The 24,808-nt window shown below is 58.8% G+C and carries 22 protein-coding genes; 11 read left to right on the forward strand and 11 right to left on the reverse strand.

Annotated elements, in window-relative coordinates; genetic code table 11:
* Positions 1-133 precede the first annotated feature (133 nt).
* The 5 genes from VK574_RS21680 to VK574_RS21700 form a co-directional block, all read right to left on the reverse strand.
* The gene (locus VK574_RS21680; protein WP_472801971.1) at positions 134-628 is read right to left on the reverse strand and encodes a hypothetical protein; all 495 of its coding nucleotides are present in this window, start codon (positions 626-628) and stop codon (positions 134-136) included.
* Between the two features lie 19 nt (positions 629-647).
* Positions 648-1,379, reverse strand: coding sequence for an SIR2 family NAD-dependent protein deacylase (locus VK574_RS21685; protein WP_472801972.1), 732 nt, complete (start codon positions 1,377-1,379; stop codon positions 648-650).
* 75 nt (positions 1,380-1,454) lie between these two features.
* The gene (locus VK574_RS21690; protein ID WP_472801973.1) at positions 1,455-2,423 is read right to left on the reverse strand and encodes a quinone oxidoreductase family protein; all 969 of its coding nucleotides are present in this window, start codon (positions 2,421-2,423) and stop codon (positions 1,455-1,457) included.
* A gap of 204 nt (positions 2,424-2,627) precedes the next feature.
* Positions 2,628-3,632, reverse strand: coding sequence for a glycosyltransferase family 2 protein (locus VK574_RS21695; protein WP_472801974.1), 1,005 nt, complete (start codon positions 3,630-3,632; stop codon positions 2,628-2,630).
* Between the two features lie 105 nt (positions 3,633-3,737).
* Positions 3,738-4,058 (reverse strand): tetratricopeptide repeat protein, encoded by a 321-nt coding sequence (locus tag VK574_RS21700; RefSeq protein ID WP_472801975.1) that lies wholly within the window; start codon positions 4,056-4,058, stop codon positions 3,738-3,740.
* A gap of 155 nt (positions 4,059-4,213) precedes the next feature.
* Between VK574_RS21700 and VK574_RS21705 the strand changes: the two genes are divergently transcribed.
* The 5 genes from VK574_RS21705 (at position 4,214) to VK574_RS21725 (ending at position 8,932) form a co-directional block, all read left to right on the forward strand.
* The gene (locus tag VK574_RS21705; RefSeq protein ID WP_472801976.1) at positions 4,214-4,741 is read left to right on the forward strand and encodes an acyl-CoA thioesterase; all 528 of its coding nucleotides are present in this window, start codon (positions 4,214-4,216) and stop codon (positions 4,739-4,741) included.
* A gap of 38 nt (positions 4,742-4,779) precedes the next feature.
* Positions 4,780-5,610, forward strand: a complete 831-nt coding sequence (locus tag VK574_RS21710; protein ID WP_472801977.1) for an Mrp/NBP35 family ATP-binding protein — start codon at positions 4,780-4,782, stop codon at positions 5,608-5,610.
* Between the two features lie 217 nt (positions 5,611-5,827).
* Positions 5,828-6,289: a GNAT family N-acetyltransferase gene (locus VK574_RS21715; RefSeq protein WP_472801978.1), complete on the forward strand. Its 462-nt coding sequence runs from the start codon at positions 5,828-5,830 to the stop codon at positions 6,287-6,289.
* A 38-nt stretch (positions 6,290-6,327) separates the two neighbouring features.
* Positions 6,328-7,017 carry a Dph6-related ATP pyrophosphatase gene (locus tag VK574_RS21720; RefSeq protein WP_472801979.1) on the forward strand — a complete coding sequence of 230 codons (690 nt, stop codon included), beginning with the start codon at positions 6,328-6,330 and terminating at the stop codon, positions 7,015-7,017.
* Positions 7,018-7,315: 298 nt separating this feature from the next.
* A complete protein-coding gene (locus VK574_RS21725) occupies positions 7,316-8,932 on the forward strand; it encodes a GGDEF domain-containing protein (protein ID WP_472801980.1) in 1,617 nt (538 codons plus the stop codon).
* A 45-nt stretch (positions 8,933-8,977) separates the two neighbouring features.
* Here VK574_RS21725 and VK574_RS21730 read toward each other — a convergent pair whose 3' ends face one another.
* The 3 genes from VK574_RS21730 to VK574_RS21740 all read right to left on the reverse strand — a co-directional run bounded on the left by VK574_RS21730 (position 8,978) and on the right by VK574_RS21740 (position 11,816).
* Positions 8,978-9,268 (reverse strand): YXWGXW repeat-containing protein, encoded by a 291-nt coding sequence (locus VK574_RS21730; RefSeq protein WP_472801981.1) that lies wholly within the window; start codon positions 9,266-9,268, stop codon positions 8,978-8,980.
* Between the two features lie 449 nt (positions 9,269-9,717).
* Positions 9,718-10,749, reverse strand: coding sequence for a threonine aldolase family protein (locus VK574_RS21735; protein ID WP_472801991.1), 1,032 nt, complete (start codon positions 10,747-10,749; stop codon positions 9,718-9,720).
* A 116-nt stretch (positions 10,750-10,865) separates the two neighbouring features.
* The gene (locus tag VK574_RS21740) at positions 10,866-11,816 is read right to left on the reverse strand and encodes a hypothetical protein (RefSeq protein WP_472801982.1); all 951 of its coding nucleotides are present in this window, start codon (positions 11,814-11,816) and stop codon (positions 10,866-10,868) included.
* A 276-nt stretch (positions 11,817-12,092) separates the two neighbouring features.
* Between VK574_RS21740 and VK574_RS21745 the strand changes: the two genes are divergently transcribed.
* Complete coding sequence (locus VK574_RS21745; RefSeq protein WP_472801983.1) at positions 12,093-12,917, forward strand: hypothetical protein; 825 nt, start codon at positions 12,093-12,095, stop codon at positions 12,915-12,917.
* A gap of 120 nt (positions 12,918-13,037) precedes the next feature.
* On the opposite strand, the gene VK574_RS21750 is transcribed toward VK574_RS21745, so the two are convergent.
* The gene (locus VK574_RS21750) at positions 13,038-13,202 is read right to left on the reverse strand and encodes a hypothetical protein (protein WP_472801984.1); all 165 of its coding nucleotides are present in this window, start codon (positions 13,200-13,202) and stop codon (positions 13,038-13,040) included.
* A gap of 273 nt (positions 13,203-13,475) precedes the next feature.
* Here VK574_RS21750 and uvrA point away from each other — a divergent pair, with 273 nt between their 5' ends.
* The 3 genes from uvrA (at position 13,476) to pyrE (ending at position 18,490) form a co-directional block, all read left to right on the forward strand.
* Positions 13,476-16,628, forward strand: coding sequence for an excinuclease ABC subunit UvrA (gene uvrA, locus VK574_RS21755; RefSeq protein ID WP_472801985.1), 3,153 nt, complete (start codon positions 13,476-13,478; stop codon positions 16,626-16,628).
* Positions 16,625-17,686, forward strand: coding sequence for a lysostaphin resistance A-like protein (locus VK574_RS21760; protein ID WP_472801986.1), 1,062 nt, complete (start codon positions 16,625-16,627; stop codon positions 17,684-17,686). Before uvrA ends, VK574_RS21760 begins: the two co-directional genes overlap by 4 nt.
* Before the next feature lie 162 nt (positions 17,687-17,848).
* The gene (gene pyrE / locus VK574_RS21765) at positions 17,849-18,490 is read left to right on the forward strand and encodes an orotate phosphoribosyltransferase (protein ID WP_472801987.1); all 642 of its coding nucleotides are present in this window, start codon (positions 17,849-17,851) and stop codon (positions 18,488-18,490) included.
* Between the two features lie 243 nt (positions 18,491-18,733).
* Here the strand turns inward: pyrE and VK574_RS21770 are convergent, their stop codons facing one another.
* Entirely contained in the window at positions 18,734-19,471 is a 738-nt protein-coding gene (locus VK574_RS21770) for an OmpA family protein (RefSeq protein ID WP_472801988.1), read from the reverse strand.
* Positions 19,472-19,774: 303 nt separating this feature from the next.
* On the opposite strand from VK574_RS21770, the gene uvrC reads away from it, so the two are divergent.
* Positions 19,775-21,850 carry an excinuclease ABC subunit UvrC gene (gene uvrC / locus VK574_RS21775; protein WP_472801992.1) on the forward strand — a complete coding sequence of 692 codons (2,076 nt, stop codon included), beginning with the start codon at positions 19,775-19,777 and terminating at the stop codon, positions 21,848-21,850.
* A 366-nt stretch (positions 21,851-22,216) separates the two neighbouring features.
* Here uvrC and VK574_RS21780 read toward each other — a convergent pair whose 3' ends face one another.
* The gene (locus VK574_RS21780) at positions 22,217-23,539 is read right to left on the reverse strand and encodes a TlpA family protein disulfide reductase (RefSeq protein ID WP_472801989.1); all 1,323 of its coding nucleotides are present in this window, start codon (positions 23,537-23,539) and stop codon (positions 22,217-22,219) included.
* Positions 23,540-23,811: 272 nt separating this feature from the next.
* Between VK574_RS21780 and VK574_RS21785 the strand changes: the two genes are divergently transcribed.
* On the forward strand, positions 23,812-24,384 hold the full coding sequence (locus VK574_RS21785; protein ID WP_472801990.1) for a BON domain-containing protein: 573 nt from the start codon (positions 23,812-23,814) through the stop codon (positions 24,382-24,384).
* The last annotated feature ends 424 nt before the right edge of the window (positions 24,385-24,808 follow it).

The raw sequence follows: 24,808 nt of genomic DNA on the forward strand, positions 1-24,808 counted from the left end.
GTCGCCCAACCAATGGGGATGAACCGACTGAATGATGGTCAGCACGAGACCACCCGTCGAAAGGATACCGCTAGATGATTTTTTGGTGTCCATGGCCCATTGTCGCCTGCCCATTCCTTGTGCGTCAAGTTCGTTATTGCCACATTTGTCCAGGCGGAATCCATTTCGGAACAAGACTTGCCGTCGCGGAAAGATAGAAAAGCTGCTCCAGCGCGAACGAGACAAGGCAAATGGAGAAAAAGTAATACCCCATCTTCGCCAGACCTGCATTTCGAGAAATTCCGGCGGTCCCGGGAAACGCATAGAGAATCAAAGCTCCCGACACGAATGAAAATTGCTCGAAGAAGTTGCCATACCCGTTGTAAACGAGCGGATGCTTCAAAATGAACGGCACCCCAAGTAGGGCGAAGACGAGGTAGACAGTTCCCAATGCGGCAGCGCCGGCTCGCGCTGCCCTCGGCCATTGAACTGCAATGCCTCCAAGGATTTCGACAATGCCCGCGACGTAGACAAAAAATGTCCGGTGAGGAATGGCCCCAAGCGCGCTCAGATCATGCCACGTCAAGGCACAGATACCGGAACCAATGGCCGCCAAGCCATAGACGTAACGCCCGAGAGGATATTTCATCGCAGCGCCTTAGCCGGAATTAGTTGCACAGATCAGGTGTTACTTCGAACAGCCCAGGCAAAACTTCTCCCGCGTTGCCCTCCACCACATTCGTAAACGCGTGCGCGTTCAAGGGCGGCTCCGGTCCGATATATACAGTCCGCGCCCCACCCTGCCGCGCCCAGTGCACAAAATTCGCTGCCGGGTAGACAGACCCCGACGTCCCCACGACTACCATCAGCGTCGCGCGCGTGATCTCCTGCTGAATCCGGTTCATCTCCAGTGGAATCTCTCCGAAGAAAACAATATGAGGTCGCAGCCGCGCCCCGCACGCGCAGCGCCCTACTTCGTCCAGGCTCTTGTACACGGTGTGATCTGTCACCGGTGGCCGTCCACACTCATCCTCGCAGCGTGACTTGGCTAGCTCGCCGTGCATATGCACCAGCTGCTTCGACCCGGCGCGCTCGTGCAAATCATCTACATTTTGAGTGCAGAGAAAAAACCGGTCTCTCAATTTCGCTTCGAGCTCGGCGAGCGCCATATGCGCGGGGTTCGGCTCAGCCTTCGCGCCTTGCTCACGCCGCTCGGAGTAGAACTGCCACACCAGCGCGGGGTTCAGTTCAAGCGCCTCCGGTGTGCACACATCCTCGACGCGATGCCCGGCCCACAACCCATCCGAAGCACGAAACGTAGGCAGGCCGCTCTCCGCGCTGATTCCGGCCCCCGTCAACACAAACACCCGATCCCCGGGCCCGATCGCAATCTTCCCCAACGAACCACTCCAAGGTTTTACTGATCATTGTCCACTGCTCACTGCTCACTGCTCACTGTCCACTGTTCACTGTTCTTAAGGTTCCAGCAGAATTTTCCCCGTCGTCTTCCGCTCTTCCATTTCTTGCTGCGCCTGCCCTGCTTCGGCCAGGGGAAACATATGCTCCATCCGCAGTTTCAGATCGCCCTTCGCCACCCAGCCAAGCACCTCACTCGCGCGCGACTCCAGTTCCTGGCGCGTCGCCACGTAGTGCCACAATGTCGGCCGCGTTACAAATAGAGATCCCTTACCGCTCAGCTGAATCAAGTCGAACGGCGGTACCGGGCCGCTTGATCCGCCAAAGAGCGCCAGCAGGCCGCGAGGCCGCAGGCAATTCAAGCTCCCTTCAAACGTGGTCTTGCCAACTGAGTCATACACCACATCCACGCCCTTGCCGCCTGTAATCTTTTTCACCTCTGCGACAAAATCCTGGTCGGTGTAGAGAATCACTTCCGCCGCCCCGGCCTCGCGCGACAATTCGGCCTTCTCCTTCGTCGACACGGTGGTGATCACCCGCGCACCGATCCGGGAAGCCATCTGTGTCAGCAGCAGTCCTACGCCGCCCGCGCCTGCATGCACCAGCGCCGTTTCTCCAGCCTTGAGTGGATACGTGGACGTCGCAAGATAATGTGCCGTCATCCCCTGCAGCATTGCTGCAGCCGCCTGTTCCGGAGTCAGACCATCGGGCACCTTGACCAGTTGCGACGCCGGCACCAGCGCATACTCCGCATAGCTGCCCAGCACGCCGCAAGAAGCGACCGCATCGCCGAGCTTGAATCCCGTGACGCCCGAACCCAATTCTTCAATCGTTCCCGCAGCCTCGCTGCCCGGTGTCAGCGGCAACGTCGCCTTGTAGGTTCCCTTGCGAAAATAAATCTCGATGAAATTTACGCCGATCGCTTCAACCCGAATCAGCACCTGCCCCGGTCCTGGCACAGGAATCGGCAACTCGGCGAGCTGAAGAACCTCAGGCCCACCCGTACTCTGGATCTGAATAGCGTTCATACATGCGCAAGAATACACCCCGGAAACTGCAAGCAGCGTATTTCTTCGGGCAATTCCATTTGCACAGACCGCTCGTCAATTTACTTCCTGTTCCCTGATCCGTGCTTTTTCGCTGCAAATAAAAACCCCGCGAGGATCGTTTCTCGCGGGGCTCTTGCGTCTCTATTCCCTAGTCCCTGGTTCCTGGTTCCGGGTCCCCTGCCTCTAAAACCTGTCATCCCGCCGGTCCGACAAAATGCTCGGCTCTTCCGGCGTTCTCAATCGCACGATGCGATCGACCGTGTATGGCGCGCGCTGTTGAGACGTATGGAAGTGCCGCACTTGCAGCTCTCCCAGCAACCCGATCGCCAGCATCTGGATGCCCGCCAGGATCAGCACGCCCGCAATCACAAACAACGGACCATGCACGTCCATCACGTTCTGATGCGGATTCACGATCTTCATTCCCAGCAGCAATGCCGAAATAAAGCTGCCCGCTAGAATTCCCAGCGCGCCAAAGCTGCCAAAGAAATGCAGCGGCCGACTCATGTATTTCAACAGAAACCGAATCGTCAGCAGATCGAAAAACACGCGGAAGGTGCGTCCGATGCCGTAGTGGCTCTTGCCGCGCTCGCGGTGCACGTTCTTGATCGGAATCTCGCAGATCGACGCGCCATACCAGCTCGCCAGCGCGGGAATGAATCGGTGCATCTCGCCATACAGCGGAATGTTCTGGATCACTTCATGACGGTATGCCTTGAACGTCGTGCCGAAATCGTGAATGTCCACGCCGGAAAGCTTCGCCATCAGCCAGTTCGCACAGCGCGAAGGAATCCGCCGCATCACGAAGTTGTCGATGCGCTCCTTGCGCCAGCCCGACACCACGTCGTAGCCCTCTTCCAGCTTTTCCAGGAAGTTCGGAATCTCGTTCGGATCGTGCTGCAGATCGCCATCCATCGCCAGGATGAAATCGCCCGAAGCGTGATCAAATCCCGCCGCCAGAGCCGACGTCTGTCCAAAGTTGCGGCGTAACTTTACCACCAGCACCCGGCTATCCACCGCGGCAATCTCTTCGAGAAGTTTGTAGGTCTTGTCGCTGGAGCCGTCATCAACGAGCACTAGTTCAAAACTCTCGCCGACTTGCTCCATTACTTGCTTCAGGCGGGCATATAGAACGGTTACATTTTCCTCTTCATTGTGGAAAGGGACGACAATTGAATACTTCGACATACTAATAGTATAGACGCGCCTTTATTTGGAGCGGCGCACTTATTCGTTACTCATCATGGACGAGAATTTGCGGTTGCGCATTCACGCCGCAATCGAGCAAAAGGCCTATTGGTCCAGTTCGTCCATCATCCCCTGCATCTCGCTGAGAGCATGACGGTTGCCGGTCCTCGCGGCGCAAGCGATCCCCGACCTCAGCTTCTCCACAGCCTCTGCATTCCTGGCCGCCTTCGCCAGCGTTTGCGCCGACATGAAATAGGCCGCCGTATAGTCAGGATTCTGCTCGATCAGGACATCGAATTCCTTCAGCGCTGCATCCACTTCGCCGCGATTTGCCAGTTCCATGGCGATGCCGTATCGCGCGAAGGCATTCTTCGGGTCAAGGGCGAGAATCTCTTTCAGTCCTGCAATTTTGTCCGTTGTGCTCATAATGGGGGATTTCTGCACCAAGGCGATTTGCGTAATTGGCGTGGATTGCCGAAACTGGAATCTGGTGCTTCGGCACAGAAGTTCGCTTGTGCTGTCATTGTAGCCTGAACTCTCGCTGAAGGCCCTGCAACCGAACGATGGAGCAAGTCAAAAAGATGAGTACCGCTGAAGCCAGCCCGCATGTGCGTACCGTTGCCAGCACGCAGTCCGAAATGACAGAGGTTATCCTCCCCAACGACGCCAACACGCTCGGCAACCTGCTCGGCGGACGCCTCATGCACTTTATCGATCTCACCGGCGCCATCGCCGCCTATCGCCACTCGCGCACCCACGTCGTAACCGCCGCCATGGATCACATCGACTTCATTCAGCCGGTGCACGTCGGCGATTTGCTCATTCTCAAGTCCAGCGTCAATCGTGCTTTCAATACGTCGGTCGAGGTCGGCGTCAAGGTCTGGGTTGAGGATCCGCAAACCGGCACCCATCTTCACGTTGCCAGCGCATATCTTGTCTTCGTTGCGATCGACGAGCACGGCAGACGCCAGCATGTTCCCCAGGCACAGCCCGAAACACCCGACGAAATCCGCCGTTTCAACGACGCTCTCCGCCGCCGCGAGCACCGCGAATCCGAATCAGCCCGTCGCAAGCGCGAGACGCGCAACACAAGCAGCGCCACAGCCTGACTATTGAGTACGAACCTGTTCAAGGAGTAATCGCAACTATGGCCCACGGACACGCCACGCCTCAGCCTGTAGCTCTCCCCGGAGTATCAAAGATCGTCGCCATCGGTTCCGGAAAAGGCGGCGTAGGCAAAACCACTGTCGCTGTCAACCTCGCTATCGCGCTCTCCAGGCTCGGGCAGCGTGTTGGGCTCATTGACGCCGACATCTACGGACCCAACGTCCCGCTCATGATGGGGTCAACGCAATCTCCGCGCGTCGGCGCCGATAACCAGATCCAGCCCAACGACACGCACGGCATCAAAACCATCTCCATCGGCTACATCTCTCCGGGCGACAAGCCCCTCGTCATGCGCGGACCGATGCTGCACCAGATCATCCGCCAGTTTCTGCAGCAGGTCGACTGGGGTGAGCTCGATTATCTCATCGTCGATCTGCCTCCGGGCACCGGTGACGTTGTCATCTCGCTCGTGCAAACTGTCCCGCTTACCGGCGCCGTCGTCGTCTCCACGCCCAGCGACGTCAGCCTCCAGGACGCGCGCAAAGCACTCGAGATGTTCGCACAGGTCAATGTCGAAGTCCTCGGCATCGTCGAAAACATGAGCCACTTCACTTGTCCGCACTGTCACCACGAAATTGATATCTTCTCCAAGGGCGGCGCCGAGCGCACTGCGGCGCAATTCAAGGTTCCCTTCCTTGGCTCCATTGAACTCATCCCTTCCATTCGTGAAGGCGGAGATCGCGGACTCCCCGTAGCCCTGGCAGGTCCGAAAAGCCCACAAGCCGCGGAGTTCTACGGAATAGCTCAAAAGCTCATGGAGCGTGCCGATGCCGCTGCGGCAGCCAGCAGCGATGTCATCGAGATCAGCTAGTCTGGCAGTGCAGTTCACGGCGGACGTTGGCTGTCATTCTTTTATGTGGATTCTTCCCGTTATTAGGGATGTCATTCTTTGATGTGCACTCTTCCCCAATGAGCCGTGTCATTCTGAGTGAACGGGGTCCCGAACGTCTTTCAGTTCGGGGGTGGTGAGCGAAGAATCTGCTTTTTCACTTCCAATAGCTACCGTAGATCCGAATCGGAGAAACAAATTGACACCTGACCTTCTCATCCGTCCCGTGCAAGAATCCGATTTCGACCAATGGAAACCCCTCTGGGACGGTTACAACGCCTTCTATGGCCGCAAGGACGCGACCGCTCTGCCCGACGCGATCACCAACAGCACCTGGTCCCGTTTCTTCGATAGTTACGAACCCGTTCATGCACTGGTCGCCGAGCATGCTGGAAAAATAGTCGGCCTCGTGCACTACCTCTACCATCGCAGCACAATTTCCATTGCGCCCACGTGCTACCTGCAGGACCTTTTCACAGTCGAGGCCGCCCGCGGCAAAGGCGTTGGCCGCGCGCTGATTAACGAAGTCTATCGAATCGCCACTGACGCCGGCTGCGGTCGCGTCTACTGGCTGACTCACGAAACGAATGCAACCGCGATGAAGCTCTATGACAAGGTTGCGGAGAAATCCGGCTTCGTCGTCTACCGAAAGACGCTCTGAGACTTTTCGGCAGCGGCGTCGTCAAAATGAGATCGTCAATGAAACGAATCCTCATCTCCTGGAGCAGCGGTAAAGACTGTGCGTGGGCCCTCCATCTGCTCAGGCAGCAATCCGGCATCGAGATCGCCGGTCTCCTCACCACCATCAATTCTGAATTCGACCGCGTCGCCATGCACGGAACCCGCAGTGCGATCCTCGAAGCCCAGGCCTCCGCTGCCGACCTCCCGCTCTGGAAAGTTCCGCTCCCCTGGCCGTGTTCGAACGAGGAATACGAACGTCGCATGGCCGAAGTTTGCCTTCGCGCTACCAGTGAGAATATCGACGCTATTGCCTTTGGCGACCTGTTTCTTCGCGATGTCCGCGACTACCGTGAAAAGCAACTCCAGAACACCGGCATCGAACCGATGTTTCCGCTCTGGGACATTCCGACGGCCGAACTGGCCAGCTCGATGATCTCCGGCGGCCTCTGCGCAAAGCTGGTTTGCGTCGATTCTCGTCAGCTCGATCCCTCATTTGCAGGTCGCGACTTCGACTCCGCACTGCTTCGCGATCTGCCTGCAACTATCGACCCATGCGGTGAGCGCGGTGAGTTTCACTCCTGTGTCTACGACGGCCCCATGTTCTCGCGTCCCATCGCCCTTAGTCCCGGAGAAATCGTCAACCGCGACGGCTTCATCTACGCCGATTTCATGTTGGCCGCTATGTGTAACTCTGCCCTGTCAAACTGAGTTCACTTCGCCTCGACCTGGCGCCGAAAACCGCATCATTACTCTCTCGAAGTAATCACCGGTCTTCGTTCACTTCGCGCAGATCTCGGAACCACCCAAATCCTGACGGTCCTGACAATGCACTATTTGGTTCATATCCCTTGTGTTGCGATGACCCGCGACGCACCGCTTTGTCCGCCCCTCCTACTTCTTTCGTGCTACTTTCTGTATCGCCTGAGTACGTTAAAGTTTCTTCAAAAGAACCACATTCCCCGTTATTGCAGTTTTTCGAAAGCTTCTCCGTTCCATCGTGCCAGCTATGAAGGATTCCATCGAGTCGAACGCAGTCCCAACCGCGCTCATTGCGACGGATTGCGGAATCGCCGGTCAAAGATTGTCGCGGAGGACGATCCTTCTAGTCTTCGCGACACTCGCTGCCATGCTCACCTGCTCCACACACGCGGCAGTCGCCGGCGCCGACACGGTACGTGCGTCAGGCTTCGGCTATCTCACTCTCTCGCTGGTTTTGTTCGGATGCGCTTTGGCTTTCTGGACGCGCGCGCGTTCAGCCCAACCCACGCTTTACGTCCGCTGGTCGTTCATCTCTGCGGGCGCGTTTGCTGCGGCCCTCGGCTATTTGCCTTCCTTCACCCAGGCCATCTTCAGCACCGGGCCCGCACGGTGGTTCCAAACTGCCAGCTTCAACGCCAGCGAGGCCTTGTACATGTTGGCGGCCGTGCTCTTCTGTTCAGGAGCCGCCAAGTCCATTGTCATCGCGGATGTGTCCCAGGCGCTTTTGTTCACCATACTTCGCTTCAATCTCATCTACTCACCCGTCACGCGCGATCACTTCAACATCTTCCACCTCGTCATCGGCCAGATCGTGGCGCTCTTTTTGTTCCTTGTCGCGGTCGTCGCCTGCCTGGGAGCCGCGTCCCGCGCCGAGATGAAGTTGCTTCAAACCCTTTCATGCTTCCTGGGTCTTCGTTTCATCTCGTTCTTCCTCGCAAACCAGGTTTGTTACACATGGCTGCACCACGTCAATTGCGGCCTCTGGGATGTCCCCGGGCCCACACTCCTTGCCGGCTTCGCACTCTACCTGCTTTACACCGACCATTCGGTGAAAGCTGAGGCTCCCGAGATCGCGCCGATTCGTCCCCCCAGTGTCACCGTGCGCAATCTCATGCCTTCGTTTCTCACGTTCGTCAACCTCATGCTCGGCCTCCTGGTTCTGCGTATCTCGCTTCCTCTGGCTGCGTCCGCCGTCTCCTTATCCCTCGTCTGTTACGTCGCGCGCACTGTGTTGCTGCAGGCTCAGGGTGTCAAAGAGAAGGCATCCCTCGAAACCCGTAATGAGCATCTCGAGGGCCTGGCCACGCGCGACCCTCTTACCGGCATCGGGAACCGTCGTTCGCTCGCCGGAGTCTACGGCAAGATGCAGACCGCGGCCGCTCGCGAAAATCTCTCTGTCCTCCTGATGGATATTGACCGCTTCAAGCAGGCGAACGACAGCCACGGCCATCTGCATGGCGACCGAGTACTCGTCGTTCTGGCGAAGAAGCTCGAAGATCTTGTATCGAGAGTCCCCGGCAGCCATTGCTCCCGCTTCGGTGGAGACGAATTCGCGGTGCTGCTGGTTAACGTCTCCCCGCAGGTAGCTTCCGCACTGGCCGAAGAACTGCGCGCTTACTTCAGCGGACGCGAATTTCAGGCAGGAACTGGAAGAGTGAGTCTCAGTATTGGCATTGCTTCGCTCCAATCGGCACACGACCTGCCGCTCGAGCAGCTGATCTCCAACGCCGATCGCGCTCTCTATCGCGCCAAGCTTCTGGGCCGCAACCGAGTGGAAGTCCTGCCCCTAAGCGAGCCCGGAACCTCGCCTGAAGATCCCAACGCTTCGACGATGCGCATGGAGTTCCAGCATAACGAGGGATAGAAAAAGCGGGACCGAAGTCCCGCCCTTTCTCAAAACAAATTGCGTCTAGCGCCAGTGGCCTTCAACCAGCACCCAGCCGCCATGCCGGTGAACCCAGCGATGGGGAACCCAAACCGCGTGTTCACGAGGCGGACGGTCCCAGCGCCCGGGAACCCAGACATACCGGCCCCCATCCCAGCGGTGATAGCCGCCAATCCAGACATATCCGTGTCCCGGAGCGACCGGACGATGCTCCACAATCGGCGCGGGGGGACCGACGCGGACATAAACCTGCGCGTATGAAGCGGCAGGAAGCAAAGTGATGGCAAGCAAAGCTGCCAGTGCAATCTTCTTCACAAGTCAACTCCTTAAGCAATCAGAAATTGCCGGACCTCCAGACAGCATCTCCGGCTCGTTGCTGATTACAACATGAGTTCTGCAAAAAAGTTGTGTACCAAAAGTAACCGCGCGATGCCTCGAACAACGTTTGTCAACGCGCCCTGAACAGGCAATTTCCGTCAACCCTTCGAAGAGTGTTTATTTGCAGCACGTTTCTGCCCGTGTTGCCCTGTCACCTGTTGGCGAGACTGTACCAGTTTCGGAATTGGTGTAAAACCGAATGCATGTGCCCAAGTGGCGATTTCCTGAAGAAAAAACCACCTCGCATTACTCTCAAAAAGTCTACTTTGCGTCAGGCCACGTCTTTCAGTCGCGCCGAAGGAGCCAAAAAGAAGATGAGTTTTAACCCCCGAGGAATTTCAACGGGCACGCCGGGGAAATTTGAAAAATAAGCACGAAGCCAAATCTCAGGCAGCCACTTCGACCTCGGCGCCGAGAGCTTCAATGGCCGCAATGCAATCGTTTCGGCTCACGTCGTGATGGGTCACAGCCCGGATCGCATTTGGTCCTACCGTGCTTATTAACACTCCGCGGGCCTTGAGCCGCGCAACCAGTTCCGACGCGCTCAGGCCGCCTTTGAGTTTGAAGATCACGATGTTTGTCTCCACCGCATCCAGATCGATCTCGACGCACTCCATGTGCGACAGTGCTTCTGCCAGCAACCGCGCATTGGCATGATCCTCGTGCAATCGCGCCGGCATCTTCTCCAGCGCAATTAATCCCGCTGCAGCCAGCACACCCACCTGGCGCATGCCCCCGCCCAGCGCCTTACGAAAGATCCGCGCCTGCTCCATCATCTCTGCCGAACCCACCAGCATCGACCCCACCGGCGCGCATAGGCCCTTCGACAGGCAGAACATGATGGTGTCGAACCCGCGGGTCAGCGTCTTCACATCCACGCCGAGAGCTGTCGAAGCATTGAAAATCCGCGCTCCATCCAGATGTACCGGGAGCTTTCGCTCCTTCGCGTTCGCCCAGATCTCTTCCATCACCACGAGTGACGTGCAACGCCCGCCGGTCAGATTGGCCGTGTTCTCAATCTCGATCAGTCCCGTCGCCGCGCGAAACGCTCCGCGCTTGTAAATCACCGGTTCGATGTCCGCCCATGTCAGCGTTCCACGCTCCGTCGGCACCGCGCGCACCAGGCATCCGGAAAAGACCGCTGTCGTCGCCATCTCCCAATCGAGAATGTGCGAGCGCGATTCGCAGATCACTTCCTGCCCCGGCTGTGTCAAAAGCCGAATGGCGATCTGGTTTCCCATCGTGCCCGTTGGCACAAATAGTGCGTCCTCGCGCCCGAAGATTTCCGCGGCCCGCTTCTCCAGCAGGTTGACGGTGGGATCCTCGCCATAAACGTCATCGCCCACTTCGGCCGCCGCCATGGCCATCCGCATCTCCGGCGTAGGCCGCGTAACCGTATCCGACCGCAAATCAATCAACTCAGCCAAACCCAACTCCTGGTTCCAATTCTGTTCACTGTCCACTCGTCACTTATTCACGATCACTTATTCACTGTCCACATCTGATCCCTAATCACTGTCCACTGTTCACTTCTTTAAGGTATCTGCCCCATCGGCAGTTCCATCACCGGCGTCACTTTGCCGTTGGTCGACGCATACGCCCACATCCCGTGAAAATTCTCGCGCAACCCCGGCTGCGCCTTCAGCAGCGCCCCCAGCACGGCGATCGCTTCGGTTCGCAGCACCGCCGGATCCGTCGAGCCCGTCGATTCATACGAGACACCAAGGTCGGGCTCGCGCAGTGAAGCATCCAGCCGCACACCATCGATCTTCCACGTCCGGTCGCCGCTCGTCACCGAATAGGGGAAAGTGTCCTGGCTGGGGCCGCCCTTGATCTGCGCCTGCTCCTGCACCAGTTTGTCCAGGTTCGGCGAGGAAACGAAATCCACGGGAAGTTCGAGGTAGCGTGCCGTTTCGTACGTGTACCATGCGGCCCACGGCAGATTGCCCTGCGCCAGTTCGCGCGCCCGCGTCCAGTACCACACCGCGTCATGGCCACCAAAGTCGCCCTGCCGCGCCGAAAATCCACCCAGCTTCCATCCCGGAATCCCGGTTGTATCCCAAACCAGCACGAATCCCATCTGCCCCGCCAGCGCTGCCCCGGCAGCGTCCGAAAGAATCAACGCATATTTCCCCGGCGGCAACGCCTGCATGCTGATCGTGACCGTCATTGATCCATTTGCATTCGAACAGAAGAACTGCGTGTCCGATGGCGCTATCAGCGAGCTTGCGTCCAGCAGATACATATTCCGCAATTGGGCCTTGCCACCCTTCACAAGCGGCGCAGCACCCTCGATTGCGTCACGAATTCCATCCCATTGTCCCGATATGGCTGGAAGCAAAACGCTCTGCATTGCGCTCGTGTCCTGCCGTAGCACTGCATCCGACAACTGCTCGCCCATTGACGCCAGGGTGCCACGAACGTCGGGCGGTAAGGCCGCCTGTGTTGTGCAACTTGCGGCAAATCCCGACGCTGGGACCATCATCAAAATCGCGGCAATGAAACTTCTCCGGCAGAAGCACATCTCTTGCTTTTCCTCTCTACTGCACAACCTGTTTCGTAACCGGAGCGTCGCCAAACTCGCCACTCTGGCAACTCGGCAAAACGCCTGGTTCCAGGAGTTTCGCCGCCTGGGTGCGCCAACTGCGAAAGACGCAGCAAAAACTCTATGAGCGTTCCACGGCCACTGATAGTCTAATCCAGAGGGGTGGTGCGAAAACCTCCCGACCCGGGCCGCACAGCCTCGAGGAACAGAATCCCCATGCGAACATTCGCCCTGCTGCAATCACGTTTCTCTTCATCACCCCGATTGCCTTATGCAATGCTCGCCAGTGCAATCTTCGCCGGTAACCTGCTTTGCGGCGCGCCCGTTGCTGCGCAGTCTGCGTCTCAACCCGCGGCCGCTACCGCAACATCGAAATCCGAGCCTGCACACCCGCAGCGAACGACCTCTCACCGGCAATCGAAAAAGCAGGAGCCTGCTCCCGTAGCGCAAACATCGCCTCCGCCCCCGATGCCGGACTGGCCGATCAACGACAAGCCCATCCCGGCCTCCGTTGTCTGGGATGCCACCGGCCTGCGCATCAATGCCTCCAACTCCAGCCTTCAACAAATTCTCGGCGAGGTCTCTACTGAGACGGGGACAAAAGTGGAAGGTTTGAACGCCGACCAGCGCATCTACGGCGACTACGGTCCCGGCAAGGCGCGCGACGTGCTCTCGCAACTTCTGCAGGGCTCCGGATACAACGTGCTTCTCGCCGGAGACCTCGGCCATGACGCCCCGCGCGAAGTCGTGCTCAGTCCGCGCCAGACAAGCCCCAACGGCGCGCAGCCAAGTGCCATGAATCGCCCCCAGCAGGAGAGCGACGAAGACGTTCCTGAGCAGCCTGAAGAGCAGCCCCCGCCCCCCGTGCAGGCTCCGCAGACGCAAAACAATATAAGGCCCGGCTTTGGACCTGGAGGCCCCGGCGGCCCCGTCCGTACTCCGCAGCAAGTAATGGAGGAAATGCAGCAGCGCCAGATTCTGCAGCAGCAACAGATTCAGGAGCAGCAGCAGCAACAACAACAGCCGAATCCGCAGGAATAGCTAGCGTCGGCCGCCTGTGCGACAAGAGAAGTTACGTTAATGTTTGACCCGCAAGGGCATGAATGCGCATCACTAAGGGTTCGCGCCACGGCGTTTCTATCTTGAGAGCGAAACTGTAAATTATTCCTGCGCCAGCTGAGTTCGTACCTTGATGGCCACCCGGGCTGTCCGCGGACGCATCAGCGCAAACCCGACACGAAAAACTCCATATGCGGTAAGAACGCCAAATGCCATGGCTCCGACTGCGGCGCAAACCAGCATCACTAAATTAATTACGTCTGCCATCTTTTAAGACCCCCGTCAAAAATTGCTGGGGAAAGTTCCTTATTGTTCTTTGATGCATGCCCGGCGATTCTCGCCGAATGCTGCAGCTTTGTCTCAAGAATTGTCTCAGAAAACTTGTTTCGTTGACCCTTGTTTCTATTGCCAAATAGAATACCCCCAGTACGTACGTAATTTCGGACCGGGCGACATAACGAAGGTCCATAGCGGGGTCCCTTGCGTAACATCCAAGCGCAGGGCCGACTCCAGGGCACCCACCATCTCGATTGCCTGACCATGTCAATTACTCACATTTCGGTGCGTGGGGCGCGCCAGCATAACCTGCGCGACATCAACGTGCGCATCCCCCGCAACACGTTGACCGTGGTCACCGGACTCTCCGGCTCCGGCAAGAGTTCCCTTGCCTTCGACACCATCTACGCAGAGGGCCAGCGTCGCTACGTTGAAACGCTCTCCGCCTACGCCCGCCAGTTCTTAGATCAGATAGAACGCCCCGACGTCGATTCCATTGAAGGGCTCAGTCCCGCTATCTCCATCGAGCAGAAGACCACCAGCCGCAGCCCGCGCTCGACCGTCGGCACCATCACAGAGATCTACGACTACCTCCGCCTCCTCTACGCCTCGGTGGGCACCCCCCATTGCCCCAACTGCGGCCGCCCCATCACCCGCCAGACAGCAGAGCAGATCGTTCAGCGCATCCTGCAACTCGGCACCGGTGAGCGGGTGACCGTGATGGCCCCGATCGTCCGAGGCCGCAAGGGCGAGTTTAAGGATTTGCTCGATCAGCTTGATCAGCAAGGCTTTCGCGCCCGCGTCGACGGCGAAATCGTGGACCTCTCCGAACCTCCATCTCTAGACAAGCGCAAGAACCACGCTATCGAAGCCATCGTCGACCGCATCCTCCTGAAGCCAACGGTCGTTGAAAGCCCGACAGTGGCGGGTGCCCCCGGTCTCGATTCTGAGACCGGGGATGGGATGAGGCGGGCTGCCCTATCTTCGGCGAAGCCAAGGGTGGGAAAGCAAGAACCACAAACAGGCAAGCCCTCCGTAGAAAAGCGCCTCGAAGCCGCCATCACGAAAGCACTCCAGCTCGCTAACGGCCTCGTACTCATCGGCTTTGCCAATAGTGAAGAACAAATCTTCTCGAGTTCCATGGCCTGTCCCGACTGTGGCCTCGACGTTCCCAAGCTCGAACCCCGCAGTTTCAGCTTCAACTCGACCTTCGGCGCTTGCCCAGAGTGCCACGGCCTCGGCTCGCTCTACGATCTCGATCCCGCCAAGGTCATCACCGACTGGTCCAAGCCCCTGCTCGATGGTGGCCTCGGCCCCGGCTCCGCCTCGCAATACCTGCTGCGCCTCGTCAACCTTGCCGCCGAACGCTACAGCATCGACCTCAAAAAGCCCTTCGAAGACCTGCCGCCTAAGCAGCAGCACATCCTCGTCTACGGACCGCCCAAGGGCGAAGCTCCCCGCACCGGCTTCCACGGCATCCTTAACTACCTGCGCGACACCATCGACGAAGCCCGCAGCGATGGCTACCGCGAGTACATGATGACCTTCATGTCGGCCACGCCCTGCCCCGCCTGTCGCGGAAAGCGCCTGCGCCCCGAGTCGCTGGCTGTCAAAATCAACGGCCTCTCCATCGCCGACTTCACATCGTTGCCGCTGAACCGTGCGCTCTCCGCGGCCTATGAGCTCAACTTCACCGCGCGTGAAGCCCTCGTCGCCGACCGCATCCGCCGCGAAATAATCGAGCGCCTCGAATTCCTCTGCGCCGTCGGCCTCAACTACCTTTCGCTCAATCGCAATGCCGCCACCCTCTCCGGCGGAGAAGGCCAGCGTATTCGTCTCGCCACGCAGATCGGCTCCCGCCTTCGCGGAGTCCTCTATGTGCTCGATGAGCCTTCCATCGGGCTCCACCAGCGCGACAACTCCCGCCTTATCGAGGCCCTCGTACGCCTGCGCGACCTCGGCAACACCGTCCTGGTCGTTGAGCACGACGAAGAAACCATCCGCCATGCCGACTACGTCCTCGACCTCGGCCCCGGCGCAGGCCGTCTCGGCGGTTATGTTGTCGCCCAGGGCACACCCGCCGACATCATGGCCTGCCCCGAATCCCTCACCGGCAAATACCTCTCCGGTGCTACCGGCATTCTTCATCGCGCTGAGCCGCGCCCCCTCACCGGGAAATGGATCACCGTCAACGGCGCGCGCGAACACAATCTCCAGGACCTCACCATCCGCGTTCCCCTTGGCGTCATGACCGTCGTCACCGGCGTCAGCGGCAGCGGAAAAAGTACCCTCATCAACGACATCCTCTACCGCTCACTCGCCAAGGCCCTCTACGGATCGCGCGAAGAACCCGGCGTGCACGAGTCGCTTGAAGGCGCCGACCAGATCGACAAGGTCATTCGCATTGACCAGGCCCCCATCGGCCGCACGCCGCGTTCCAATCCCGCGACGTACACGCAGGTCTTTTCGCCCATCCGCGATCTTTTCGCGTGGCTCCCTGAAGCACGCGAGCGCGGCTACAAGCCCGGTCGCTTCAGCTTCAACGTCGCCGGGGGCCGCTGCGAAGCCTGCCAAGGCGACGGTCAGCGCCGCATCGAGATGAACTTCATGCCCGACGTCTACGTACAGTGCGAGGTGTGCAACGGGCGCCGTTACAACCAGGAGACCCTCGCCGTAAAGTTCCACGGCTACTCCATTGCCGACATCCTCGAACTCACCATTGAAGACGCGCTCACTGTGCTCGTTGATGTGCCTACCGTCCGCCAGAAGCTGCAGACCCTCGTCGACGTAGGCCTCGGTTACGTGCATCTCGGACAAAGCGCCACCACGCTTTCCGGCGGCGAGGCCCAGCGCATGAAGCTGGCCCGCGAGCTTTCCAAGCGCCAGACAGGCCGCACCCTCTACCTGCTCGACGAGCCCACCACAGGCCTCCACTTCGACGACGTGCGCAAGCTCCTCGAAGTCCTGCACCGCCTCACCGACCTGGGGAACTCCATCATCATCATCGAGCACAATCTCGACGTAATCCGCAATGCCGACTGGATCCTCGACCTCGGCCCCGAAGGCGGAGAAGATGGTGGCCGCATCGTTGGCGAAGGCCGTCCCTCCAAAATCGCAAAGACCCCCGGTTCCTTCACCGGAGAATTCCTCGCTCGCTACTACGCCTCCCACAACGGCAAGCTCGCAGAGATCCCTTCACGGAACACATCGGGCGCCGCCAAACTGGGTGCCCCAGGTCTCGCCTCTGAGACCTGGGAGGGTTCCACATCCAACGGCCGTCATCCTGAGCGACCAACGGGAGTCGAAGGACCTGCAGTTGCTCTTGCAAATTCGACCCAACCATTGCGGCCAGATGCATACCCGAAACCGTCCCGGCCAGCAAAAAAATCCCTGATCAAGAAACCGGTGCGTGCATGAGCATATTCCCCGAGCCGCTTCCCCACGCGCCAGAAGAATCGCCCGCGGATGAACCTGCCGAGGCGGCTTCAATCGATCCTCTCGCGCCCGAAAACACTCCCGCGCCACCCGCCGAATGGACTAATGAACCAGAAGCTGCCACGCAGCAAAGCGAACTCGCGACGCCAGTCTTCGCGCCTCCGCCCACGGCTGAAGAAGTCCCCCGCGGACCGCTCTTCACCGTCTCCGCGCCTCCTCCCATTTACCGCGAAGAGCGCATCCCGCACCTCGGGCACCTCGCCTTACTCGGCCTGCTTGCCATCTTCGGCCTGATCGGCACCATGATGCTCGTGCCGCTCGCCCTGCACTTTCACCTCTTCGGCGTCACCAGCCTCACGCAAGCTGCTACCGATTATCGCTACGCGCTCGGCAGCCAGGCCGCGCAGTACATCATCACCTTCATCGGATGCCTCGTCGTCTTTCCCATCCTCTGGCGCAAGCCCTACTTCGAAGGAATTCACTGGCACGGCGCAGCCGCGCTCCACCGCACCGCGCGACTCATCAGCGCAGCGGTCCTCTGCTTCTTCGTCGCCATGATCAATGGCATCCTGATGCCTGGCCCCACCAACGCGCCCATCGACCAGCTCTTCAAGGCGCCTGGAGCCGCCTGGATTCTCTTCGCCTTCGGGGTCACGCTCGCCCCCTTCTTTGAAGAGATGGCCTTCCGCGGCTTTCTGCTTCCATCCCTCTGCACCGCGTACGACCGGACCGTCGAACACTTCACTGGCGCCGCAAAGCGTTCAGTCGACGAATTTGACAACCCGGAATGGTCGCTATCCGCAATGGTCGTCGGTTCTGTGCTCACGAGCATCCCTTTCGCCCTCATGCACGGTGCGCAAACCGGTTGGTCACTTGGACCGTTTCTCCTGCTGATCTTCGTCAGCCTTATCCTCTGCTCCGTCCGCCTCTACACCCGCTCCCTCGCCGCCAGCACATTGGTCCACGCCTGCTACAACTTCATGCTCTTCTCCTTCATGCTCCTCGGCACCGGCGGCTTCAAACACCTCGACAAAATGTGATATGCGAGCTTCAACCTCTGTCCCTAACGAGCGGTGCCATTTTGAGCGAAAGGGGCCCCAAACGTTTTTCAGTTTGGGGGTGGTGAGCGAAGAATCTGCTTTTGCATTTCTGCTCTTGTTGAAGAACTTCTCCCCTGTTCAACGCTCGGAGCAAGTCGCTATGTGCTAGCGATCCCCGCCTTTACAATCGCATTGATGCCCACCCACTCCCAGCAACTCCTCTCCCTCCTCGCCCGCACCAGTTTCAAACTCGGTCAGTTCAAGCTCTCTTCCGGCGGCACGAGCGACTACTACATTGACTGCCGCACCACCACCCTCCACGCCGAAGGCGGCCGCCTCACAGGGCACTCCGTGCTTGAACTTCTGGAAGAGAATCACATCGATGCGCAGGCCGTCGGCGGACTCACCATGGGCGCCGATCCCATCGTCTCCAACGTCGCCACTGCCAGCGCATGGCGCGCGCAGCAGCACCCCGGCGCACCCTTGCTCCACGGCTTCCTCGTCCGCAAAGCTGAAAAGACGCATGGCACCGGCCGCCGCATCGAGGGCTTCTGTCGCGAAGGTGCCCGTGTCGTGATCGTCGACGACGTCTGCACCACCGGCGCCTCCACCATCAACGCCATCGAAGCGGCCCGCGAGGCCGGCATGATCGTTGCCGCTGTCGTCTGCATCGTCGAGCGCGAAGAAGCCCACGGCCGTCCCGCCGTCGAAGCCGCCGCGGCCGGGGCTCCCTTCTTCGCCCTGTTCACCGCAGTCCAGGTCCGAGCCGAGCACGTCCGGCAGCTCGAATCCGGAGCGCGATGAACGCCTGAAGTTGGCATCGAACCTGACCTGCTTTAACTCCGCGAACACGCGTGAAGCGCGGCCAAACCTCGCTGGCTCCGCTACAAAAGAAATCAGGCCATCCGGGCGATTACCCTGGATGGCCTGCAATTCTTGCTGCTTTAAGTTATCTATATCTTTCTAGAAATATCGGCTTTCGCCTTTACATGCTCTTTGCGGCTCTCGCCTTTAATCTTCCTAATTTATGAACAATCTTTACGAACCTTAGTTGCTGCTGGGCGGTGGTGCGGCTTGCGAAGTTGCCGCAGGAGCCTGACCATTGCTCATGTTGCTCAGCAGTTGTATTTCCACGCGGCGATTCTGTTTACGACCGTCTGCCGTTGTGTTCGGGGCCACTTCCTTATCCTTGCCGATGCCGATCAGGTAGAACCGGTGTGCGGCAATCCCGTACTTCGCAGCCAGGTACTGCACCACTGAGTCTGCGCGGCGCTGGCTCAGGTCATAGTTATAGGCAGCCGAACCAGTCGAGTCCGTTCCACCCGTCACTTCAACGATGTAGCTCTTCGCGCTTCCAAGCTGAGCCGCAAAACTGTCCAGCTGATCCTTGTCGTCCTTCGTCAGCATCGCCTTGTCAAAGCCAAACGTCACGGTTACGTCGGCCATCTGCTTGTAGTTGTCGAGACCCTTTACAACAGAATCCAACGAGTCCGCACGGTGCACCGCGTCGTTCGCTGCCGTGTCGGCATCGCCTGCATCCTTGGTCGCGTTCTGCGCGCTCTGTGCGGCAGTGTCGGCCGCGCCTTGCGCCTGCTTGATGCCCGCAGTTGCACGGTCATCCGCCTCATGCAGAGCACGATTGTTATCGGCCGTCTTCTGGTCGAGTGTATTGGTGTGGTCGATAATCGGCGCTGTCTGGGATTTCACGTAGTTCTTGGTCGCGCAACCCGTCACGCCTACAAGTGCTACGGCAGCTGCAATCAGCATTCCATGTGAGATTTTCATCGTTTCCCCATTTCTTGGCCGCCTCGGTTTTGCCTGACCCTCTTAACCACCACCAGGCGGGCGGCGACATTTCGTGTCGCCCTCTACATTGCATTCCACCCGCCAAACGGCGCCATTCCGCTATCTTGCTCAAACAACACAACCTACCCAGCGTCTGTGGAAAAATGGCCAAGTCTGTTGACTGTGTAGTTTTTACTTGGTGCGGTAAGCTTTGCATTTCCTGCGGCTAGAAACCCCCGTTTGCCGCACCCAGTATCCTAGGAATTGGACTTTACGTTCCGCGTTGCCTGTCCCTTTGCCAGTATGGATCTCATTGAGAAAATTCGTCTCCTCCCCACCCAGCCCGGCGTGTACCTCTACAAGAACGCCGACGGCGAAGTCATCTACGTCGGCAAGGCAAACAACCTCCGCTCCCGTGTCCGCTCCTACCTGCTTGAAGCCTCCCAGGCCAACGCCAAAACCGGCTCCCTTATGCGCGAGGCCGTCGACATCGACTACATCCTCGTCGCCAACGAGCACGAAGCCCTCGCCCTCGAAAACAACCTCATCAAGCAGCGCAAGCCGCGCTTCAATATCCTGCTCCGCGACGACAAGACCTACCCCTACGTCAAACTCACTCTCGCCGATCTCTTCCCCAAAGTCTTCGTCACCCGGCGTCTGCGCAAGGACGGCTCCGCCTATTACGGCCCTTACTTTCCCGGCAACCTCGCCTACCGTGTTGTCGAACTCATCCATCGCAGCTTTCTCATTCCCAGTTGCAAGGTCGATCTCTCGCGCTATCACCAGCGCGCCTGCCTGCAGTACTACATCCATCGCTGCCTCGGTCCATGCGTCGAAGAACTCACCACGCCTGAAATCTACAAGCAAGCCGTTCGCGATGCGCAGCTCTTCCTCGAAGGCCGCCAGTCTGAACTCGAGCGCTCCCTCACCGCGCGCATGACGGCCGCAGCTGAGGCAGAACAATTCGAAGCCGCCGCCCGCCTCCGCGATCAGCTCTCCACTGTCCACCAGCTCCAGGAGAAGCAACGCATCGCCACCGCCGAACAAAGCGACGACGCCGACGTGTTTGGCTACCACTTCGAGGATGGCAGCCTGGCCATCAATCTCTTCCACGTCCGCGCCGGCAAGATCGTAGACCGCCGAGAATTCTTCTGGGAAGACCTCCCCGACCTGCTCCCTACAACTCTCGCTGAGAGCGAAAAAAGCACAACCAATGACCTGGGTGCCCCATCCTTGATGGAGTCAAGGGTGGGAAACAACGAACCCAAGTTCGATGGCGGAGCCGTTTTCTCCGCACTGCTCAAGCAGCTTTACATCGACCAGCATTACGTCCCCCGCTCCATCCTCGTCCCGGTCGACTTCGATGATCGCGAGTCCCTCGCCGCGCTCCTCACCGAGCGCATCAGTCACCGCGTCGATATCGCCGTCCCTCAGCGCGGAGAAAAACGCTCTCTCATCGACCTCGCCGGGCAGAACGCCAAGCAGTCCTACATCCAGCGCTTCCGCGTTCTCGAGCCATCGCGCAAGGCCATTCAGGAATCCCTCGCCGATGCCCTCATGCTCCCCGAACTCCCCAGACGCATCGAGTGCTTCGATATCTCCCACATCCAGGGTGCGGAAACCGTAGCGTCCATGGTCGTATGGGAAGACGGCAAGATGAACAAGTCTGCCTACCGCAAATTCAAAGTCATGACCGTACTCGGTGTAGACGACTTCGCCTCCATGCGCGAAGTAGTCGCCCGCCGCTACCGCCGCATCCTCGAAAACTCGAACTCCACGCATTCACAAGCGCCGGGTGCCCCTGGTCTGGATTCTCAGACCTCGGAGACCAACGAGGCCGATGAGAAACATGGGGGTGCCCCCGGTCCCTCGCCTTTGGGGACCGGGGTTGCCCCATCTCCCAAACCCAACAAAGAACCCACCACCATGCCCTCCCTCATCCTCATCGACGGCGGCCTAGGCCAGCTTCACGCCGCCGCCGAAGCCCTCGAATCCCTCGGCTTCACCTCACAACCGCTCGCCTCCATCGCCAAAAAGGAAGAAGTCATCTACCTCTACGGAAACGAAGACGAGCCCGTCGTCCTCGATCGTCATTCTCCCGTGCTCCACCTCATGCAGATGATCCGCGATGAGAGCCATCGTTTCGCCGTCGGCTACCACCGCAAACGTCGCGCCATGCGCGACCGCGACTCCGAACTGCTCAACATCCCCGGCGTCGGCCGCCAGACCCGTCAGCGTCTCCTCACCCATTTCGGCAGCCTGCGCGACGTGCAGCAAGCTACCGCCGACTCCCTCGCCTCCGTAGTCCCCCCAAAAACCGCCGAATCCATCTGGCGCCATTTCCACGAAGAGCAAGCGACCGCAACGGCTAAAGACTAGAGCCTGCAAAAGTCGATCCGCTTACTCCCGCTCAGGGAACTGCGCGCAGTTATTCGTCCGCAACTACGCGCTGTCATTCGTCCGCATCGACGCGCAGTTATTCGCCCGCAACTACGCGCTGTCATTCCGACCGAAGCGAAGCGGAGCGGAGGAACCTGCAGTTGCTTCTTTTCCCGCTGCCCATATTCCTCTCAGTTTCCAGTTGGCGACAGTTCACCTCAGAACCCACCAATTCAGCAATCTGCGATCATTGATGCGAGCAAAGAGAGCGATCTGACCCCGGAAGGTCGGGAAGAGGGCAGCTGGCACTCCAACCAGTCAATAACAAATTGCAGAACAACGGTTCTCGACTCTCGCGAAGCTAGTTCAATTCCGTCCCGCCTCACTCTTCGTTTCTACCGCGACCATCCGCTCAATGGCCTTCTCGACATACCCGCCGCCATTAAACGCTTCCCCCGGCAGCGCCCCAATAAACCGAATCCGTCCCGTTCGATCGAGAACAATCCCCAGCGGATAGTCCGTCGCTCCCAACATCTGCGGCGTAGTATCGAGAACTACCAGCGTTGCCGTCCCGCGCAGTTCCTTCAAGATCTCCTCGTGCGCAGACTGAACCGGAATCACCGATTCGTCAGCAAAGACAAGCCCGTAAGCATGGATCGGCGTGTCTTTGTTCACCTTCGCAAATTCGGTCAGCGTCTTCATCATCTTTCTGCACCCGCCGCACCAGTCTGGAAACAGCACAAGCACCGTCGCCGAAGCAAAGTGCGTATCGATCACCGCCTTTGCCGAGGGCGACTCCATCGCCCGCAGCACCTTTACACTCGGCAATCGTGCTCCCAGCAGACCATAGCGCATGTTCACCGCGTCGATCCGCTGCTTGTCTTCCGCCGTCAGTACTGCTGTCGCTTTCAGTGCGCTTTGCGCATCGGCAGCCGCAACTTGAGCGGCGTCGTCATCACCGCGATAGCGATCCAGAAACGCCAGATCCATTGCCGATTCGTACAGTGCGCCCACACTTATCACTGCGTCTCCATGCGCGGCCTTCAACGGCACATTCCGCGCCAGCGCTGCGACAAGGTCCGGATGTTCCTCAGTGGCCAGTTCCACAGCCAGCGGATTCGACGTCTGCTCCAACTGCTCCTTCATGTAGCGCACAGCGTATGCTACCTCGGCGTCATACGGCAGCCGCAGCATCTCACGCGCGGTCTGCACCGCCAGGTCAATCGCGCCGATGTGCACCAGCGCGTTCACGCTCATCGCATACGCCTGTGCTCGATGCGTCTCGAGATGGCTCGCTACATACGCGAGGGCCGCGGTGTTCGCGGCATTCCAGTCCTGGCCGAGTGCGCAGAGCCGCGCCAAATCGTACAGATCATCTCCCGAATAGTCGTCCGGCTTCGTCGCATCGCAGGCTTCTTTCGCCTTGTGCATTCCCACGGTCAGCGCGCCCAGCTCCGCGTCTGACCAGTTGTCCAGCGACCCCCGCACTATGTCCAGGGGGTGCATCGCATCTTTATAGATCTCGCCGGGAGTTTGAATCGGAACTTCGGTAGATTGGGTCGCCGTAGCTGGCGCGTTTGAAGTCTGCCCGGGCGACATCACTGGCGGCGTTTGCTGCCCGCGCAAAAACGTGAACCCGCTAAACAGAAGCAGACCGGCACCTAAAAGTCTCCAATGGATTCTTGTCAACCGGTCTCTCCTTTCGCGATGTGTTTTCGAACCATGCGACAAATGTGCCGCCTGAAAGCTCCTATGTTTATAGTACAAGTAAAACTCCTATATTCATAGGACATACATTCTGAAACCCACGAACCTGCCGCGTGTCGACCGTTCCAATTCTCCAAATCGTCTTGAACCCTAATGGTTGCAATTCGGCGATCGGGCACTTTGCGATGCCGGAAAGCGAACAACCAGACCAACTTCGCATTGCATCCCATCCTGTGTTAGCCGAGGTGATTCCCATGTTTCGCTTTGGTATTAGCCCTGCTTCGCTCGTTGCTTCCATCGCACTGCTCGGCGCAACTCTCGCAACCGCCGGTTGCAGGAGCGGCAACCATCCCGAAGTCAAATTGGCTGTCTACAACACGCTCGATCAGAATGACCTGCGCAGTGTCACAGTCTCTGAGGACCGCCAGGCCGGAGTCATCACCCTCAGTGGCATCGTAGGTGCTGACGACCGCAAGCAGCGCGCAGACCAGCTCGCACAGCAAGCCGCGCCCGGCTATTCCATCGTCGACCACATCAAAGTCGACAGTGCCGGACTGGAAGGGGAAGAAAAGGCAGCGGTACAGACCGCCCAGCTTGACAGCGCTATCGAAGATCACTTCAAGGCAACGCTCCAGTCCGACCCCGCGCTGCGAAAACAAAAGATCGAGTACTCTGCCTACAATGGCACCCTCACATTGAAAGGCTCCGTCAATACAGTGCGAGATCGTAAACAAGCCGAGGACCTTGCGAAGAAAATCCCCCAGGTTCAGCGCGTCGTCAATGAAATCCAGATCAAGCCCGGCAAACCCTCGCCAGCAAATTCCTGACCGGGCCACCGCTTACTTCCGATCCTGTTATTACCCCAATGCCTTCCCCAAAGGCATGTCATCCACCACGCCTTCCACAAGGTATGTCATCCCGAGCGAAGTCGAGGGACCTGCAGTTGTCTTTGCACGATCACGCGGATCACAAATGTTCCCGCTAGCCCAACCCCATTCAGTGACCGAACAGAACCACGGTCGCCGTGAGCCGCTGAACGAATCGACCTGGCCTGTCAAGCTCCTCTTTTTCATTTCTCCGCTAAGACGCTCAATCCAAACGTAAAATTACGGCAATAACGAACTTGACGCACAAGGAATGGGCAGGCGACAATGGGCCATGGACACCAAAAAATCATCTAGCGGTATCCTTTCGACGGGTGGTCTCGTGCTGACCATCATTCAGTCGGTTCATCCCCATTGGTTGGGCGAC

It is taken from the genome of Occallatibacter sp., assembly GCF_035317045.1.
GTDB lineage: Bacteria > Acidobacteriota > Terriglobia > Terriglobales > Acidobacteriaceae > Telmatobacter.

Excerpts from the sequence above, each read along its gene's own strand:
- VK574_RS21720 (WP_472801979.1), top strand. The coding sequence starts at position 6,328 with ATGAAACGAATCCTCATCTCCTGGAGCAGCGGTAAAGACTGTGCGTGG.
- VK574_RS21740 (WP_472801982.1), bottom strand. The coding sequence starts at position 11,816 with ATGATGGTCCCAGCGTCGGGATTTGCCGCAAGTTGCACAACACAGGCG.
- uvrA (WP_472801985.1), top strand. The coding sequence starts at position 13,476 with ATGTCAATTACTCACATTTCGGTGCGTGGGGCGCGCCAGCATAACCTG.
- VK574_RS21750 (WP_472801984.1), bottom strand. The coding sequence starts at position 13,202 with ATGGCAGACGTAATTAATTTAGTGATGCTGGTTTGCGCCGCAGTCGGA.
- VK574_RS21760 (WP_472801986.1), top strand. The coding sequence starts at position 16,625 with ATGAGCATATTCCCCGAGCCGCTTCCCCACGCGCCAGAAGAATCGCCC.
- VK574_RS21705 (WP_472801976.1), top strand. The coding sequence starts at position 4,214 with ATGAGTACCGCTGAAGCCAGCCCGCATGTGCGTACCGTTGCCAGCACG.
- VK574_RS21680 (WP_472801971.1), bottom strand. The coding sequence starts at position 628 with ATGAAATATCCTCTCGGGCGTTACGTCTATGGCTTGGCGGCCATTGGT.
- VK574_RS21770 (WP_472801988.1), bottom strand. The coding sequence starts at position 19,471 with ATGAAAATCTCACATGGAATGCTGATTGCAGCTGCCGTAGCACTTGTA.
- uvrC (WP_472801992.1), top strand. The coding sequence starts at position 19,775 with ATGGATCTCATTGAGAAAATTCGTCTCCTCCCCACCCAGCCCGGCGTG.
- VK574_RS21690 (WP_472801973.1), bottom strand. The coding sequence starts at position 2,423 with ATGAACGCTATTCAGATCCAGAGTACGGGTGGGCCTGAGGTTCTTCAG.
- VK574_RS21745 (WP_472801983.1), top strand. The coding sequence starts at position 12,093 with ATGCGAACATTCGCCCTGCTGCAATCACGTTTCTCTTCATCACCCCGA.
- VK574_RS21785 (WP_472801990.1), top strand. The coding sequence starts at position 23,812 with ATGTTTCGCTTTGGTATTAGCCCTGCTTCGCTCGTTGCTTCCATCGCA.
- VK574_RS21710 (WP_472801977.1), top strand. The coding sequence starts at position 4,780 with ATGGCCCACGGACACGCCACGCCTCAGCCTGTAGCTCTCCCCGGAGTA.
- VK574_RS21725 (WP_472801980.1), top strand. The coding sequence starts at position 7,316 with ATGAAGGATTCCATCGAGTCGAACGCAGTCCCAACCGCGCTCATTGCG.
- VK574_RS21695 (WP_472801974.1), bottom strand. The coding sequence starts at position 3,632 with ATGTCGAAGTATTCAATTGTCGTCCCTTTCCACAATGAAGAGGAAAAT.
- VK574_RS21700 (WP_472801975.1), bottom strand. The coding sequence starts at position 4,058 with ATGAGCACAACGGACAAAATTGCAGGACTGAAAGAGATTCTCGCCCTT.